The sequence below is a fragment of the Eikenella sp. NML99-0057 genome (assembly GCF_001648535.1).
Lineage (GTDB): Bacteria > Pseudomonadota > Gammaproteobacteria > Burkholderiales > Neisseriaceae > Eikenella > Eikenella exigua.
Genome location: NZ_LXST01000001.1, coordinates 325,144 through 340,052, shown reverse-complemented (window position 1 = coordinate 340,052; position 14,909 = coordinate 325,144). Strand labels below are relative to the sequence as shown.

At 55.5% G+C, this 14,909-nt stretch carries 13 protein-coding genes, 1 tRNA gene and 1 pseudogene; 7 read left to right on the top strand and 8 right to left on the bottom strand.

The window, feature by feature from the left end; all coding sequences use genetic code 11:
• Nucleotides 1–84 precede the first annotated feature (84 nt).
• Complete coding sequence (gene mscL / locus A7Q03_RS01705) at nucleotides 85–516, top strand: large conductance mechanosensitive channel protein MscL (RefSeq protein ID WP_067444724.1); 432 nt, start codon at nucleotides 85–87, stop codon at nucleotides 514–516.
• A gap of 172 nt (nucleotides 517–688) precedes the next feature.
• Here the strand turns inward: mscL and rng are convergent, their stop codons facing one another.
• From rng to A7Q03_RS01680, 5 genes are all read right to left on the bottom strand, one after another.
• Entirely contained in the window at nucleotides 689–2,188 is a 1,500-nt protein-coding gene (gene rng, locus A7Q03_RS01700; protein WP_067447360.1) for a ribonuclease G, read from the bottom strand.
• A 272-nt stretch (nucleotides 2,189–2,460) separates the two neighbouring features.
• The gene (gene tyrS, locus A7Q03_RS01695; RefSeq protein WP_067446777.1) at nucleotides 2,461–3,762 is read right to left on the bottom strand and encodes a tyrosine--tRNA ligase; all 1,302 of its coding nucleotides are present in this window, start codon (nucleotides 3,760–3,762) and stop codon (nucleotides 2,461–2,463) included.
• 152 nt (nucleotides 3,763–3,914) lie between these two features.
• A tRNA-Pro gene (locus A7Q03_RS01690) sits at nucleotides 3,915–3,991 on the bottom strand.
• Nucleotides 3,992–4,039: 48 nt separating this feature from the next.
• Nucleotides 4,040–4,423 (bottom strand): hypothetical protein, encoded by a 384-nt coding sequence (locus tag A7Q03_RS01685; protein ID WP_082880642.1) that lies wholly within the window; start codon nucleotides 4,421–4,423, stop codon nucleotides 4,040–4,042.
• A complete protein-coding gene (locus tag A7Q03_RS01680) occupies nucleotides 4,420–4,626 on the bottom strand; it encodes a hypothetical protein (RefSeq protein WP_064104855.1) in 207 nt (68 codons plus the stop codon). The genes A7Q03_RS01685 and A7Q03_RS01680 overlap by 4 nt, the downstream gene beginning before the upstream one ends.
• A gap of 269 nt (nucleotides 4,627–4,895) precedes the next feature.
• Between A7Q03_RS01680 and dinG the strand changes: the two genes are divergently transcribed.
• Nucleotides 4,896–7,028 carry an ATP-dependent DNA helicase DinG gene (gene dinG, locus A7Q03_RS01675; protein WP_067446775.1) on the top strand — a complete coding sequence of 711 codons (2,133 nt, stop codon included), beginning with the start codon at nucleotides 4,896–4,898 and terminating at the stop codon, nucleotides 7,026–7,028.
• Nucleotides 7,029–7,137: 109 nt separating this feature from the next.
• On the opposite strand, the gene A7Q03_RS01670 is transcribed toward dinG, so the two are convergent.
• Both A7Q03_RS01670 and A7Q03_RS01665 read right to left on the bottom strand, forming a co-directional pair.
• Nucleotides 7,138–7,308: a hypothetical protein gene (locus A7Q03_RS01670; RefSeq protein ID WP_156496183.1), complete on the bottom strand. Its 171-nt coding sequence runs from the start codon at nucleotides 7,306–7,308 to the stop codon at nucleotides 7,138–7,140.
• A 306-nt stretch (nucleotides 7,309–7,614) separates the two neighbouring features.
• Nucleotides 7,615–8,859 carry a D-alanyl-D-alanine carboxypeptidase family protein gene (locus A7Q03_RS01665; protein ID WP_067446771.1) on the bottom strand — a complete coding sequence of 415 codons (1,245 nt, stop codon included), beginning with the start codon at nucleotides 8,857–8,859 and terminating at the stop codon, nucleotides 7,615–7,617.
• A 233-nt stretch (nucleotides 8,860–9,092) separates the two neighbouring features.
• Between A7Q03_RS01665 and ilvA the strand changes: the two genes are divergently transcribed.
• The 5 genes and pseudogenes from ilvA (at nucleotide 9,093) to glyA (ending at nucleotide 14,208) form a co-directional block, all read left to right on the top strand.
• Nucleotides 9,093–10,613 (top strand): threonine ammonia-lyase, biosynthetic, encoded by a 1,521-nt coding sequence (gene ilvA / locus A7Q03_RS01660; RefSeq protein WP_067446768.1) that lies wholly within the window; start codon nucleotides 9,093–9,095, stop codon nucleotides 10,611–10,613.
• 195 nt (nucleotides 10,614–10,808) lie between these two features.
• Nucleotides 10,809–11,444: an alpha/beta hydrolase gene (locus A7Q03_RS01655; protein WP_067446766.1), complete on the top strand. Its 636-nt coding sequence runs from the start codon at nucleotides 10,809–10,811 to the stop codon at nucleotides 11,442–11,444.
• 67 nt (nucleotides 11,445–11,511) lie between these two features.
• Entirely contained in the window at nucleotides 11,512–11,835 is a 324-nt protein-coding gene (cutA, locus tag A7Q03_RS01650) for a divalent-cation tolerance protein CutA (RefSeq protein WP_067447358.1), read from the top strand.
• A 208-nt stretch (nucleotides 11,836–12,043) separates the two neighbouring features.
• A pseudogene (locus tag A7Q03_RS09660) lies at nucleotides 12,044–12,736 on the top strand (IS1595 family transposase).
• Between the two features lie 221 nt (nucleotides 12,737–12,957).
• The gene (gene glyA, locus A7Q03_RS01645; RefSeq protein ID WP_067446764.1) at nucleotides 12,958–14,208 is read left to right on the top strand and encodes a serine hydroxymethyltransferase; all 1,251 of its coding nucleotides are present in this window, start codon (nucleotides 12,958–12,960) and stop codon (nucleotides 14,206–14,208) included.
• 212 nt (nucleotides 14,209–14,420) lie between these two features.
• Here glyA and erpA read toward each other — a convergent pair whose 3' ends face one another.
• Nucleotides 14,421–14,771, bottom strand: a complete 351-nt coding sequence (erpA, locus tag A7Q03_RS01640; RefSeq protein ID WP_003821808.1) for an iron-sulfur cluster insertion protein ErpA — start codon at nucleotides 14,769–14,771, stop codon at nucleotides 14,421–14,423.
• Nucleotides 14,772–14,909 lie beyond the last annotated feature (138 nt).

The following is a 14,909-nucleotide window of genomic DNA, read 5'->3' as shown; positions in this document are numbered from 1 at the left end:
AACAAAATTTATCCGTAACCTACAAGACGGCGACGGCTAAAACCATTATCATGCCGCCGTTCTTAACCATTCAAGGAAACTCACATGGCATTACGTGACGAATTCAAAGCCTTCATCATGCGCGGTAACGTGATTGACCTTGCCGTCGGTATGGTAGTCGGCACCGCCTTCTCCGGCATCGTCAAATCATTGGTGGACGACGTGATCATGCCCCCTATCGGCCTGATTTTGGGCGGCGTGGACTTCTCCAACCTGTTCATCACCCTGAAAGCAGGTGCAGATGCCCCTGCCAACGGTTACGCCACCCTGGCCGCCGCCCAAGCCGCCGGCGCGGTTACCCTGAATATCGGCCTGTTTATCAACACCGTGATCAGCTTCCTAATTATCGCCACCGCTATCTTCGCCGTGATCAAAAGTATCAGCAAACTGCAAAAAACCGCTCCGGAAGAAGCTCCTGCCGAGCCATCCGAAGAAATCTTGCTGTTGCGCGAAATCCGTGATTCGCTGAAGAAATAATCGCCGCACAGCACAAAAGGCTATCTGAAAACAGCTTCAGGTAGCCTTTTCTCTTGCTGTATCGCCAAACCATGTAAATCCTTCCCATAACCAAAAAGCTAGCTAAAAAATTTTAGTTAGCAGCAACTTGCCGTGCTGTGTTTTCAGCTAGCTTTTTTCTTATCCAACCCCATCACAACAGCACAATATCAAACTGCTCCTGCATGTAGCTGTTTTCCACCATCAGGGAAATGGGTTTGCCGATGAAGTCGATCAGCAGCGCGAGCGATTGCGATTCTTCATCCAAAAACAAATCGATAACGGCCGGTGCGGCGAGGATGCGGAATTCGCGAGCATCGAAGCGGCGGGATTCGCGCACGATTTCGCGTTGGATTTCGTAGCACACGGTTTGCGGGGTTTTCAGGTAGCCCCTGCCCTGGCAGGTGGGGCAGGGTTCGCACAGGATGTGGTTAAGGTTTTCGCGCGAACGTTTGCGGGTGAGCTCCACCAGCCCCAGGCTGGTGAAGCCGTTGAGGGTAACGCGGGTGCGGTCGAAGCGCAGGGCTTTGGCCATCTCGCCCAATACGGCCTGGCGGTGCTCTTCGCTCACCATATCGATGAAATCCACAATAATCATGCCGCCGAGGTTGCGCAGGCGCAGCTCGCGGGCGATGGCGTGGCAGGCATCGAGGTTGGTTTTGAAGATGGTTTCGTCGAAATTGCGTGCGCCCACGAAGCCGCCGGTGTTCACGTCGATAGTGGTCATGGCTTCGGTGCTCTCGATAATCAGGTAGCCGCCGAAGTTTAAATCCACACGCGGCTTGAGCGACTGGTTAATTTCCTGCTCCACATGATGGAGCTCGAACAAGGGTTTTTCGCCCTGATAGTGTTGGATACGTTCCACCGCGCCCTGCACGTATTGCCGGGCAAATTCCTGCATCAGGCGGTAATTATTGGCGGAATCGACGAAGATTTTCTGGGTGTTGCCGTTGAACATATCGCGCAGCACGCGCAGGCTCAGGGGCAAATCCTGATACAGCATGGTTTCGGCCGGGCTGGTTTTGGAGCGGGCGAGGATGTCTTGCCACAACTTGGACAGGTAATCGATGTCAGCCTGCAATTCTTCGTCGCGGGCGTTTTCGGCGCTGGTGCGGATGATGTAGCCGCCGGCGTTTTCGGGCAGCAAGGCTTTGAGGCGGGCACGCAATTCGTTGCGCTCTTCTTCGTCTTCAATGCGCTGGGAAATGCCGATGTGGTCGTCTTGCGGCAGATACACGAGAAAGCGGCCGGCCAGGGAGATTTGGGTGGAAAGGCGCGCGCCTTTGCTGTTAATCGGGTCTTTAATCACCTGCACCAAGATGGTTTGCCCTTCAAACAGCATATGCTCGATGCGCTGGGTTTCCTCCGGCTTCTGCCGCTGTTCGAGCACGTCCACAATGTGCAAAAAGGCGGCGCGCTCCAAGCCGATGTCGATAAAGGCGCTCTGCATGCCGGGCAGCACGCGTTTGACCACGCCCAAATAAATATTGCCCACCAGCCCGTGGCCGCTGTTGCGGTCGATGTGCAGCTCGCACACTTTGTTTTCTTCCAACAGCGCCACGCGTGTTTCCTGCGGCGTTACGTTCACCAAAATGGTTTCCGGCGGGCGGCCTGAATTATCGGCCAGCCGGATTGGGTTGATTGCCTGTAGCATGTTCAGCTTTCTGATTTCAATTAGATTTTGCAGAACAGGCTGATGGCCTGCCTGTTCTGCAAAATCTACTGTCTGCCGGCTGGCCAGAGGCAGAATCATACGATGAAAACAACCTTGCCGACAACCTGAACAGCAGCCGGAAAAGCGGTTTCAGGTAGCCTTTATCCAAGGAAAATAAGCTGTGTTTTCAAAGCGCAAACCTAAAAATAAGGCTACCTGAAAATCTGGCCGGAGCAGCTGGGTTTTCAGGTAGCCTTTAGTTATCATTCAACTCATTGCCACACCAAAAGCGCGTGGTTACGTTTGCCGCGGCGGAGGATGGTGTATTTGCCGAAGCGTTTGTGCGCGTCGGCCAGCAGATAGGCATCGTCGGGGCGTTCGGCGGCATGGTTCGGATTGTTCAATTCGGCGGCTTGGCCATTGAGCAATACCGCTTTGCTGTTCACAAAACCGCGCGCTTCTTTGTTGGACGAAGCCAAACCGGTTTTCACCAAGGCTTCCACCACATTGAGGCTACCTGAAACTTCAAATGCGGGCAGGCCGTCGAGGGCGAGCTGTTCGAAGTCGCTTTCTGTCAGGCTGCTTTGATCTTCGGCAAACAGGCTCTCAGTAATGCGCTGCGCGGCTTGCAGGGCGGTTTCGCCGTGAATCAGACGTATCATTTCTTCGGCGAGGATGCGTTGCGCTTCGGGCTTAGTGCCGCTGGCTTGGTCTTTCGCTTCGATGGCGTCGATTTCTTCGATAGACAGGAAGGTAAAGTATTTCAGGAATTTATACACATCGGCATCGGCCACTTTCAGCCAGAATTGGTAGAACTGATACGGTGAAGTTTTCTTCGCGTTCAGCCATACCGCGCCGCCTTCGGTTTTGCCGAATTTGGTGCCGTCGGATTTGGTGACCAGCGGCAGGGTCAGACCGAATACTTGTTTTTGGTTCAGGCGGCGGGTCAGGTCGATACCGGCGGTGATGTTGCCCCATTGGTCGGAGCCGCCGATTTCCAAAACCGCGCCGTGGCGTTTGTTCAATTCGGCAAAGTCGTAGCCTTGCAAGAGGGCGTAGGAAAATTCGGTAAACGAAATGCCCACGTCGTCGCGCTCGATGCGCTGTTTGACGGATTCCTTGTTCAGCATGGCATTTACAGAGAAATGCTTGCCGATGTCGCGCAGGAAGTCGAGGCAGTTCATGCTGCCGAACCAATCGGCGTTGTTCGCCATAATGGCGGCGTTTTCGCCTTCAAAGCTCAAAAACGGTTTCAGTTGGTTACGGATGCTTTCTACCCAGCCGGCAACGGTTTCGGCGGAATTCAAGCTGCGTTCCACCGCTTTGAAGCTGGGGTCGCCAATCATGCCGGTTGCGCCGCCCACCAAAGCAATCGGCGTATGCCCCACCTGTTGGAAACGGCGCAAGGCCAACACGGGCAGCAAGTGGCCGATATGCAGGCTGTCGGCAGTCGGGTCGAAGCCGCAGTAGAGGGCGATTTTCTGTTCGTTCAACAACGTGCTCAAAGCTTCAATGTCGGTGGTTTGCGCGATCAGGCCGCGCGCTTGCAGATCTTGGATAAGGGAGGCAGTCATAACAGATTTCTTTGCAAATAACTGGATGGAATAGAAAATAGTCAGCCTGGCCGAAACCTAAGTTTCAGGTAGCCTTTAAAACCGAGAGTGGCGCAGCGTTTGTGCCGCACCAAAACAAAAAGACTTGGCAGCACCAAGTCTTTTTGAAAAGCTGGTCGGAATGAGAGGATTCGAACCTCCGACCCCTTCGTCCCGAACGAAGTGCGCTACCAGACTGCGCTACATTCCGAAAGAAGGCGCATTATAAGCCCGGGAGCGGCGTTTAGCAAGCATCATCTCAACACTTTTCGCCCAAGCCCGCCCGCTTCTCGGCGCGCGCCGCCTGCACCTGCGCGGCAAAATACAGCGCTGCCGCCGCACCGGCCATATCTGCCGCCGCATCACGCCAATCGGCCTGCCGTGATGCCGTGAGCGCACCTTGCGCCCACTCGCTGCCCGCAGCCAATACCAGTGCCGCCAGCAGCAAAGCTTTCCACGGCACAGGCCGCCGCCGCAGCAAAAACACTTTAGCCAGCAGCCAAAACTGGCCGAAAAACAAAGCCGCGTGCACCACTTTATCGAAATGGGCAAACGGCAGCGGCGCGTTGCTGCCCTGATGCAGCAGCAGCGCATACATCATGCCCGCAAACCACAAAACGCTCAGCCACAGCCAGCGGTTCACGCCCGGTGCTCCTCAAGCCAGTCGGCACACATCATCGCCAGCCGCACAAACCGCCCGCCGCGCTCATCCAGCACCGCCTGCCACTGCGCCACTTCCTCTGCCGAAGGCGCTTCGTCCAAACTGCATTCGTTGAGCCAAAAATCCAGCGTTTCCGCCGCCGCACCCACGGTTTCAGTGCGGAAAAATTCCAAGAGTTCAGACATTTCACTCTCCAGCTGTTTGATTTATTGATGCGGCGGATTGTACTTGCCTTTCATTCTGCACGCCATCGGGTTTCAGGTAGCCTTTGTCGCTCAACAGGCTACCTGAAAGTTTATAGCCGTCTCCATGAAGGATATGGCATTGTCTTATTCTGATTTTGAAACACCTATGCCTTCTCTGCCCTGTCCCATATTTTTCAGGTAGCCTCCACTCCCGCCCAAGCCCTCCCATAATCTTCTATAATACCCGCCTCTTTCCAGCCACCACCTCCATGCTCACTGATTTAGAAAAAGACGCCATCCGCCGCCACTACCAGGCCATCAGCGAAAATCTGCCCCATTTCCGCCCACGCAAAGCACAGCGCGAAATGCTGGCTGCCGTGGCCAACACCCTGTCGCGTACGCTGGAAAAAGCCGACGGCGAAGAGCCGCCCAAGCGCGAGGGCGAGAGCATTGCCGTGATTGAAGGCCCCACTGGCGTAGGCAAAAGCCTGGCCTATCTTTTAGCCGGCGGCATCATGGCGCAAACGCGCGGCAAGCGGCTGGTGGTATCCAGCGCCACCGTGGCCCTGCAAGAGCAACTGGTGGGGCGCGATTTGCCGTTCTTGGTGGAAAAAAGCGGGCTCGAGCTCACCTTTGCCCTGGCCAAAGGGCGCGGCCGCTATCTCTGCCCCTACAAGCTCTACCAGCTCACCCAAAGCCAGGCGCAGCAAAGCCTGGCCGGCTTCGACACCCCGCAAATCCTGTGGGACAGCAAACCCAAGCCCGAAGAAATCCAAACCCTGCGCGAGCTGGCCGACGCCTTCGCCGAACGCCGCTTCAACGGCGACCGCGACACCTGGCCGGAGAAAATCGACGATACACTCTGGCTCAAGGTAAACAACGACAACTACGGCTGCCTCAAAGCCGCCTGTCCCAACCGCCCCGAATGCCCCTTCTACCTTGCCCGCGATACGCTCGAAACCGTGGATGTAGTAGTGAGCAACCACGATTTGCTCACGGTGGACATCGGCATGGGCGGCGGCGTGATCCTGCCCGCGCCCGAACACAGCTTCTACTGCATCGACGAAGCGCACCACCTGCCCAAAAAAGCGCTCAACCAGTTTGCCGCCGAGCATTCGTTGAACCAAGCCGTGTGGGCGCTGGAAAAACTGCCGCAAATCACCGACAAAATCGCCGCCGTGGCCGACAAAGCCGAGCTGGCCAACCTGGCCGACGAAGCCGCCGCCCTGCTCGACAGCCTCTACGAATGGCAGTTCCACCTCGGCGACACCCCCGAGCTCGCCTACAACGACAGCGGCCGTGATCCGCAATGGCTGTGGCAAGACGGCCAAATCCCCGAAGGGCTCGCCCTGCTCGTATCCAACACCGCCGCCGCCGCGCAAAGCCTCTACAAACACGCCAACGGCCTCAACGACGCCCTCGCCGCCGCCCGCCGCGAAAAAGACAGTGACAGCGCCCAAATCGACCGTCTCAGCAGCGAATTCGGCATTTTCCGCGCCCGCATCGAGCAAATCAGCGCCGTGTGGGACTTGCTCGCCACCGAGCCCGTGGGCGACGCTCCGCCGCTGGCCAAATGGATCGAATGCAGCCACAACAGCGACAAAACCGACTACTCCTTCCATGCCTCCCCCGTGAGCGCCGCCGCCATGCTTGCCGCAGGCCTGTGGCGCCGCGCTGCCGGTGCCATCCTCACCTCCGCCACCCTGCAATCACTCGGCAGCTTTCAACACCTATTGCAGCAAACCGGCCTACAATGGCTACCTGAAACCACCACCCTCGCGCTGGAAAGCCCCTTCAACTTCCCCGCCCAAGGCGAGCTCTACATCCCGCCCGTGGCCGCCAGCCCCAAGCAGGCCGATGCCCACACCGCCGAAATCGCCGAATGGCTGCCCAAGCTCATCAGCCCCGAAGAAGCCGTCGGCACCCTCGTTTTGTTCTCCTCGCGCAAACAGATGCAAGACGTAGCCTTAAGGCTACCTGAAAGCCACCTGCCCTTATTACTCATCCAAGGCGACGTGCCTAAAGCCATCCTGCTCGAACGCCACCGCCAAGCCATCGCCGAAGGCCGCGCCAGCATCCTGTTCGGGCTCGACAGCTTCGCCGAAGGCCTCGACCTGCCCGGCAGTGACTGCGCCCACGTCATCATCGCCAAACTGCCCTTCACCATGCCCGACCACCCCATCGAAAAAACCCGCAGCCGCTGGATCGAGCGGCGCGGCGGCAATCCCTTCATGGAAATCACCGTGCCCGAAGCCGGCATCAAACTCACCCAGGCTGTAGGCCGCCTCATCCGCACCGAACACGACTACGGCCGCATTACCATCCTCGACAACCGCATCCTCACCGCCCGCTACGGCAAACAACTCCTCGCCTGCCTGCCTCCATTCAAACGTATCGGCTGAGCTTGGGGTAAAAGGCTACCTGAAACTGATTAAGAGGTCATAAAGAGGCTACCTGAAAGGGCAGCTTCAACGAAATTAAACCCCCATATCCTTCCAATACCTAGGAACACTACCCTACGCCAGCCTGCCCAAATGGCAACACCGTCAATGCCGTACCGCCATCAGCTGCTTCCACAAGCTCGGCGACGTGCTCGACTTCCAACAATTCACCTACACCGCCGCCCATGGTGAAGCCGAACGCCACAAATACCATTTGCATATCGCCAACCACACTCTGCACACTGTTATCGCCAAACGTAATGAACAGGCTGTGCAGCGCGCAGCCCGATACCAAGTGCCTCCCTCGCTCGACTTATCCAACATTTCAGCCTGCAAGCCTATACAGGGCACAAAATCAGTGTGGCGGAGTTCTACGGTAACCAGCTCGATTTGCAGCAAAACCACCTCATCGTGCGCGACAGACAGAACAAAATGCCGGTGTGGCAACGTCTACCTACCCACAATCCAACATTACCGCACCCTACTACCCAAACAAAAGGCTGCTTGAACAATTTCAGGTAGCCTTTCTCGCATCAATCAAGCCATATCAAGACCCGCTAAACAGGCTCTTAAACCACAGCACGATGCTGTCCCACAGGCGGCCGAAGAAGCCGGCTTCAGCCACGTCGTTGAGCGCCACCACGTCTTTCTGTGCCACCACGCGGTTTTGCGCATCCATAAATTTCACCGTGCCGAGTACTTGGCCTTTGCTAATCGGCGCAAGCACGGGCTGCACGGTTTCTAGCACGGGCTGAAGCTGGGCGGCTTGGCCGTGCGGCACGGTGATGTAGGTGGTGTCGATAAAGCCCACGTTCACGGCGTTTTCTGTACCTTTATACACTTTCACCTGTGAAATGGCGGTCTCGGCATCATACAGCTTGGGCGTATCATAAGATTGCAGCGCCCAATTGAGCAATTTGCTGCTCTCGGCGGCGCGCGCCTGCATGCTTTCAGTGCCCACCACTACAGAAATCACGCGGCGGCCGTTACGTTTGCTGGAGGCAACTAGATTGTAGCCGGCGCTGTCGGTGTGGCCGGTTTTCATGCCATCCACATCAGGGTCGCGGTAAAGCAGCAGGTTGCGGTTGGGCTGGGTGATGTTGTTGTAGCTGTAAGACTGGATGGCGTAGAGCCGATAGTATTGCGGATAGTCGTGAATGATAGCGGCGGAAAGGGTGATGAGGTCTTGCACCGAGGTGTAGTGCTGCGCGCCGGGCAGGCCGGTGCTATTTTCAAAATGGGTGTCGTTCATGCTGAGCCGTTTGGCTTCGGCGTTCATCAGCTGCACAAACTGTGCTTCGCTGCCGGCCACAGCTTCGGCCAGGGTAATGGAGGCATCGTTGCCAGACTGCACAATCACCCCTTTGAGCAAATCATCCACGCGAGCAGGGGTTTTCGGATCGAGAAACATGCGCGATCCTTCTACTTTCCAGCCTTGCTCGGAAACGGTAAAGGTTTGATCTGGCTTGAGCTTGCCTTCTTCTAGGGCTTTGAACACCAAATAGGCGGTCATCAGTTTGGTGAGGGAAGCGGGCTCGATGTGTTCGTTTAATTTGTGCGATGCAAGTATCTGGCCGCTTTGCGCGTCATACACAGCATAGGCTGAAGCTTTGATTTCAGGTAGCCCCACGGCAGCCACGGGCTGAGTGGCGGCAGAACTGGCGGAAACAACCGAAAGAGAAGCAGCGGGAGCAGAGGCTTGGCGGGGGGAAGAAGCAGCTTGTGGCGCAGCCTGCACCTGCCAGCCGGCCACTAAAAGGGATAAGGTGAGGAGGGTGAGTTTTTGTTTCATTGCGTTGTCTGTTTGATTTGGTTGAATGGTTTGCCGGCAACAACGTTTGGTTTGAGTCTATCTGAAACTGAAACCTTTTCAGATAGACTGCTGCCAAATGCCAATCATGCAGCAAAATCGCACTAATTATAGCCATTCAAACCCGCTTTGCTAAGCGTTTAACCTGATTTTTCTTGCCAGCGGCGGCGCAAACAGAGTATCTTGCTTTTTAGTCTCATTCAAAACACCCTATCATGCCACTGCCCTACACCGACTACCTCACCCGCATCCTCACTGCCTCCGTTTACGACTTGGCTGTTGAAACGCCACTAGATTTCGCTCGCAACCTTTCCGCGCACACCGGCAACTGCATTCTGCTCAAGCGCGAGGACCTACAACCGGTTTTCTCCTTCAAAATCAGAGGGGCATACAATAAAATGGCTAAGCTTCCACCAAAAATGCTGCAAAAAGGTGTGATTGCCGCCAGCGCCGGCAACCATGCGCAGGGCGTGGCGCTTTCCGCGCAGAAGCTCGGCTGCGAAGCCACCATCGTGATGCCTGAAACCGCGCCGCAAATTAAGGTGGACGCAGTACGCTCGCGCGGCGGCAAAGTGGTGCTCAAAGGCGTGTCGTTCAACGATGCCTACGACCACGCCATGCAGCTTGCTGACGCCAGCGGTCAAACCTATATCCCGCCGTTTGACGATCCTGATGTGATTGCCGGCCAGGGTACCATCGGGCTGGAAATCGTGCGCCAGCACTCCAAACCGATTGATGCCGTGTTCGTACCTATCGGCGGCGGTGGGCTGGCGGCCGGCGTGGCCGTGTTCATCAAGCAGGTGCGCCCTGAAATCAAGGTAATCGGCGTGCAAACCCACGATTCCTGCGCCATGAAAACCTCCATCGAACACGGTCGGCTGGTCGAGCTCAAAGACGTCGGCCTGTTTTCAGACGGCACGGCAGTAAAACTGGTGGGAAAGGAGACCTTTCGCCTGTGCCGCGAATTCTTGGATGAAATCATCACAGTCGATACCGATGCCATCTGCGGCGCACTCAAAGACATTTTCGACGACACTCGTAGCATCTGTGAGCCCGCCGGCGCGCTGGCCTTAGCCGGCCTCAAAGCCTACATCGCCCGTGAGCAGGTGCAGAGGCAAACCTTGATTGCCGTAACCAGCGGCGCCAATATCAATTTCCACAGCTTGCGTCATGTTTCCGAGCGCAGCGAGCTGGACGAGAGCAACGAAAGTATTTTTGCCGTATCGATCCCCGAGCAGCCTGGTAGTTTCTTAAAATTCATCAACATATTGGGTAACCGAAACATCACCGAGTTCAATTACCGCTACAGCGACAACTCCACCGCCCACATCTTTATGGGTATCCAAAGTAAAGGCGCAGCCGACCTGGCCGCAGTCAGTGCCGCGCTCGCCGCCGCCGGCCTGCCCAACACCAACCTTACCAAAAATGAAACCGCCAAAATTCACATTCGCTACATGGTGGGTGGGCATACCGGCAAAGTAGCGCACGAACGTTTGTTCAGTTTTGAATTTCCCAAACGCCCCGGTGCGTTGGCCTATTTCCTCGACCGCATGTATAGCGGTTGGAACATTACCCTGTTCCACTACCTCAGCCACAGTTCGGATTATGACCGTGTGCTGGTGGGTATCGACATACCACCCGCTGACAACCAAGCCTTTGCCACCTTCCTGCAAGAGCTGGGCTATGTGCACACCGAACAAACCGACAACACCGCCTACCGTCTGTTCCTTGGCTAGGCCTAGAGCATTACCTGCCACTAGTTTTCAGGTAGCCCTCAAACCCATTCAGGCTACCTGAAACTTGCAGTGGATTAAGTTTAAATCAGGACAAGGCGGTGAGCTGCAGATAGTATAGTAGTACAGCAAGGCAAGCCAACGCTGTCTTGCTTTAAAATTAATTTACTATGAATCTCATTCACAAACTAAAAAACTATGCTAACTCCACAACACCTACTCTGGATAAACGGCCCTGCCGGCCGCCTGCACACCATCTACCTGCCGCCCGAAGCCCCCGAGCGCGGCGTGGCCATCATCAACCACCCCAACCCCCTGCACGGCGGCACGTTTACCAACAAAGTGATCCAAACCGCCGCCAAAGCCTATGCCCGTCTAGGCTTCCACTGCTACCTGCCCAACCTGCGCGGCGTGGGCGAAAGCGAAGGCCAACACGACTACGGGCGCGGCGAAACCGACGACTGCCTCGCCGTAATCGACTACGCCCAGAGCCAACACCCCCATGCCGCCCAATTCATCATTTCCGGCTTCTCCTTCGGCGGCTACGTGAGCCTGTTTGCCGCCCAACAGCGCCGACCCGATGCCCTCGTGCTACTCGGCCCCGCCGTGGGCATGTATGAAGTGCCCGCTGCCCAAGCCGCCGACCCGGCGCACACTTTGGTGATCCACGGCGAAATTGATGAAGTGGTGCCGCTGGCCAACGCCCTCAGCTGGGCCGCCCCGCAAGACATCCCCGTGGTTGTGCTGCCCCAATCCTCCCACTTCTTCCACGGCAAACTCATTCCCCTGCGCGACACCCTGCTGCGCTTCGTGCCCGGCCTGTTGGAAAAATAAGCCGACCGGTTTCAGGTAGCCTTTGAATTGGAAAGGCTACCTGAAACCCTATCTTCTCCTTACCACCATGTCCGCCTGCCAACCCGCCATCGTCCTCACCACCTGCCCCAGCCAAACCGAAGCCGAACGCATCGGCGGCCTCCTGCTGCAACATCAATTCGCCGCCTGCGTGCAATACGAAACCGTTCAAAGCCAATACATCTGGCAGGGCAAACTCTGCTGCGACAATGAAATCCGCCTCACCATCAAAACCGCCACTCGGCACTATCCCGCCATTGAACGCCTCATCCTCGAACACCACAGCTACGATTGCCCGCAAATCCTGCTGCTGCCCGTATCCGACGGCGTGGAAGTCTACCTGAAATGGCTGCAAGACAACCTCGCACCGTAATTCGGCAAACGTTCATCACTCAATCTTCTCCCTATATCTTGCCACCCGTTAAAAAGCTGCCTAAAAATTTCAGGTAGCCTTTCTCTCCGCCCTCTGCATATAGCTGAAGCAATTATTTTTGGAGCTGTCCTAGATAATTAGGAATACTCAGATTTGATTAAAGCATTCCCATGAGGGAAGTCGCCTCAGCCAGCCCGTTCAAAACAAACTGATCGAATTGTTCGTTGCAGGAGCAACCGCCCGTACTGCCGCTGAATTGGCCGGAGTCAATAAAACCACCGCTGCCTACTACTTTCACCGTTTGAGTTTGCTTTTTTTCATAGTTACGAGCACTTGGAACGATTTGATGGCGAAGCAGAAGCAGATGAAAGTTATTTGGACGGCTGCCGCAAAGGCAAACGCAGTCGCGGAACAGCCGGCAAAGTTATGGTATTCTGGCTGTTAAAGCGTAACGGCAAGGTTTATACCGTTACCGTAGCCAATATTAGCGGCTACCCTACTGCCGATTATCCGGGAGCAGATAAGGCCGGACAGCGTAGCTTATACCGATTGTCACAGTATCCCAATGTATTGGATGTTAGCGAGTTTAGCCGCTTGCACATTAATTACCGCACTCGTTTTGCAGGCAGGCAAAACCACATTAACGGGATTGAGAATTTCTAGAACCGGGCCAAACGTCATTTACGCAAGTTCAACAGTATTCCGAAAAAAGTATTTCGAGCTGTATTTGAAAGAGTGCGAATGGCGATTTAACAACAATGAAATGAAGTCTCAGATTGCCATGTTGAAACAAATGGTAAGAGATAGTCTGTCCTGGCTATCTAGGTCAGGCTATAATATTTTCATACAAGGCGGCGAGACCACTGATACAGTACAGCACACAGTACAAGTAGTACCGTAAAGCAAGCCAACGCAGTAAGAAGCAAGTAAGTACCTTAACTATAACCACCGAATTCAGCTACAATACAGCGCATTAGAGTTAAATAAACTCCTCCCCTTTTTTACCCAACGAACTGCAAATAATGCAAGTAGCACGGTTGGGGGCAAGAGAAGGTCTGTTCAGCTTATCCCCCCCGACACCACCAGCGTCCTACCATTGCCTTTACTAAAGGAGATCCAAGCATGTTTTCCCGCAGCATCACCATCGAACAATATGACCCCGAACTCGCCGCTGCTATTACCGCTGAAGAGCACCGCCAACAAGACCACGTTGAGCTGATTGCCTCCGAGAACTACGTCAACTGCGCCGTGATGGAAGCCCAGGGCAGCCAGCTTACCAACAAATACGCCGAAGGCTACCCCGGCAAACGCTACTACGGCGGCTGCGAACACGTGGATGTGGCCGAAGAGCTTGCCCTCGAACGCGTGAAAAAACTGTTCGGCGCCACCTATGCCAACGTACAACCCCACTCCGGCTCGCAAGCCAACCAAGCCGTGTATGCCTCCGTATTGAACCCCGGCGACACCATCCTCGGCATGAGCCTCGCCCACGGCGGCCACCTCACCCACGGTGCATCGGTAAACATTTCCGGCAAGCTCTACAACGCCATCACCTACGGCCTGGACGAAAACGAAGTGCTCGACTACGCCGAAGTGGAACGCCTCGCGCTTGAGCACAAACCCAAAATGATTGTGGCCGGCGCCTCCGCCTACGCTTTGGAAATCGACTGGGCGAAATTCCGCGAAATCGCCGATAAAGTAGGCGCGTACCTGTTTGTGGATATGGCGCACTACGCCGGCCTGATTGCTGCCGGCGAATACCCCAACCCCGTGCCGCACGCCGACTTCGTTACCACCACCACCCACAAAACCCTGCGCGGCCCGCGCGGCGGCGTGATTCTGTGCCGCGACAACACCCACGAAAAAGCGCTCAACTCCGCTATTTTCCCCAGCCTGCAAGGCGGCCCGCTGATGCATGTGATTGCCGCTAAAGCCGTGGCCTTCAAAGAAGCCCTGTCGCCTGAATTCAAGCAATACGCCAAACAGGTGAAAATCAATGCTGCTGCCATGGCCGAAGAGCTGGTAAAACGCGGCCTGCGCATCATTTCCGGCCGCACCGAAAGCCACGTTTTCCTGGTGGATCTGCGCCCGAAACACATCACCGGTAAAGCTGCTGAAGCTGCACTGGGCAAAGCGTTGATTACCATCAACAAAAACGCCATCCCGAACGACCCGGAAAAACCCTTCGTTACCTCCGGCATCCGTGTAGGCACCGCCGCCATTACCACCCGCGGCTTCGACGAAGCTGCCGCCCGCAAACTGGCGAATCTGGTAGCCGATGTGCTGGACAAACCCGAAGACGAAGCCAACCTGGCTCGCGTGGCTGGTGAAGTGAAAGCCTTGTGCGATGCCCATCCGGTATACGGCGCATAAGCAGATAGCTTGGATCGCTTCGCTTAAAATAAAACCAGCCGGCTGTTTCCAGCCGGCTTTTTTATGCCATTCAATATATAGCGGATTACAGATAAGGCGGCGAGTCACCGTCAGTATGAGTAATACGGCAAGGCAAGCCAACGCTGTAGCATTCTTGTTTAAAAGGCTACCTGAAACTTTCAGGTAGCCTTTCATTCATGCGATTGAATCAATCAAACCGAAAACGAAGAACCGCAGCCGCAGGTGGTTACGGCATTCGGGTTGCTGCGGATAACGAATTGCGAGCCTTGCAGGCCTTCGGTGTAGTCGATTTCCGCGCCGAGCAGGTATTGGTAGCTCATCGGGTCGATTAGGAAAACGAGGCCGCTTTTTTCGATTTGGAAGTCGTCGTCGTTCACGATTTCGTCGAAAGTGAAGCCGTATTGGAAGCCGGAGCAGCCGCCGCCGTTCACGAACACGCGCAGTTTCAAATCGGGGTTGTTTTCTTCAGCAATCAGCTCGGCTACCTTATTGCAGCAGCTTTCAGTGAAGATAATGGGATCGCTGTGATCAATATCAGACATGGTTTATTCCTTTTTCTGTGTTATGCGGGATGGGCTTATTGTGGCGCAAAGCGGGGTTTGCGGGCAAGTCGGCTTGGGTAAATTCTAAGCGGCAAATAAGGGCGGATGCGGCGGGTTTAAAGTGCAGGCAGGCGGTGC

What these genes read in the sequence shown, in the direction of transcription:
- cutA (WP_067447358.1), top strand. Translation starts at nt 11,512, where the DNA reads ATGTCCGCCTGCCAACCCGCCATCGTCCTCACCACCTGCCCCAGCCAA.
- rng (WP_067447360.1), bottom strand. Translation starts at nt 2,188, where the DNA reads ATGCTACAGGCAATCAACCCAATCCGGCTGGCCGATAATTCAGGCCGC.
- A7Q03_RS01665 (WP_067446771.1), bottom strand. Translation starts at nt 8,859, where the DNA reads ATGAAACAAAAACTCACCCTCCTCACCTTATCCCTTTTAGTGGCCGGC.
- A7Q03_RS01655 (WP_067446766.1), top strand. Translation starts at nt 10,809, where the DNA reads ATGCTAACTCCACAACACCTACTCTGGATAAACGGCCCTGCCGGCCGC.
- erpA (WP_003821808.1), bottom strand. Translation starts at nt 14,771, where the DNA reads ATGTCTGATATTGATCACAGCGATCCCATTATCTTCACTGAAAGCTGC.
- mscL (WP_067444724.1), top strand. Translation starts at nt 85, where the DNA reads ATGGCATTACGTGACGAATTCAAAGCCTTCATCATGCGCGGTAACGTG.
- A7Q03_RS01680 (WP_064104855.1), bottom strand. Translation starts at nt 4,626, where the DNA reads ATGTCTGAACTCTTGGAATTTTTCCGCACTGAAACCGTGGGTGCGGCG.
- glyA (WP_067446764.1), top strand. Translation starts at nt 12,958, where the DNA reads ATGTTTTCCCGCAGCATCACCATCGAACAATATGACCCCGAACTCGCC.
- ilvA (WP_067446768.1), top strand. Translation starts at nt 9,093, where the DNA reads ATGCCACTGCCCTACACCGACTACCTCACCCGCATCCTCACTGCCTCC.
- dinG (WP_067446775.1), top strand. Translation starts at nt 4,896, where the DNA reads ATGCTCACTGATTTAGAAAAAGACGCCATCCGCCGCCACTACCAGGCC.
- tyrS (WP_067446777.1), bottom strand. Translation starts at nt 3,762, where the DNA reads ATGACTGCCTCCCTTATCCAAGATCTGCAAGCGCGCGGCCTGATCGCG.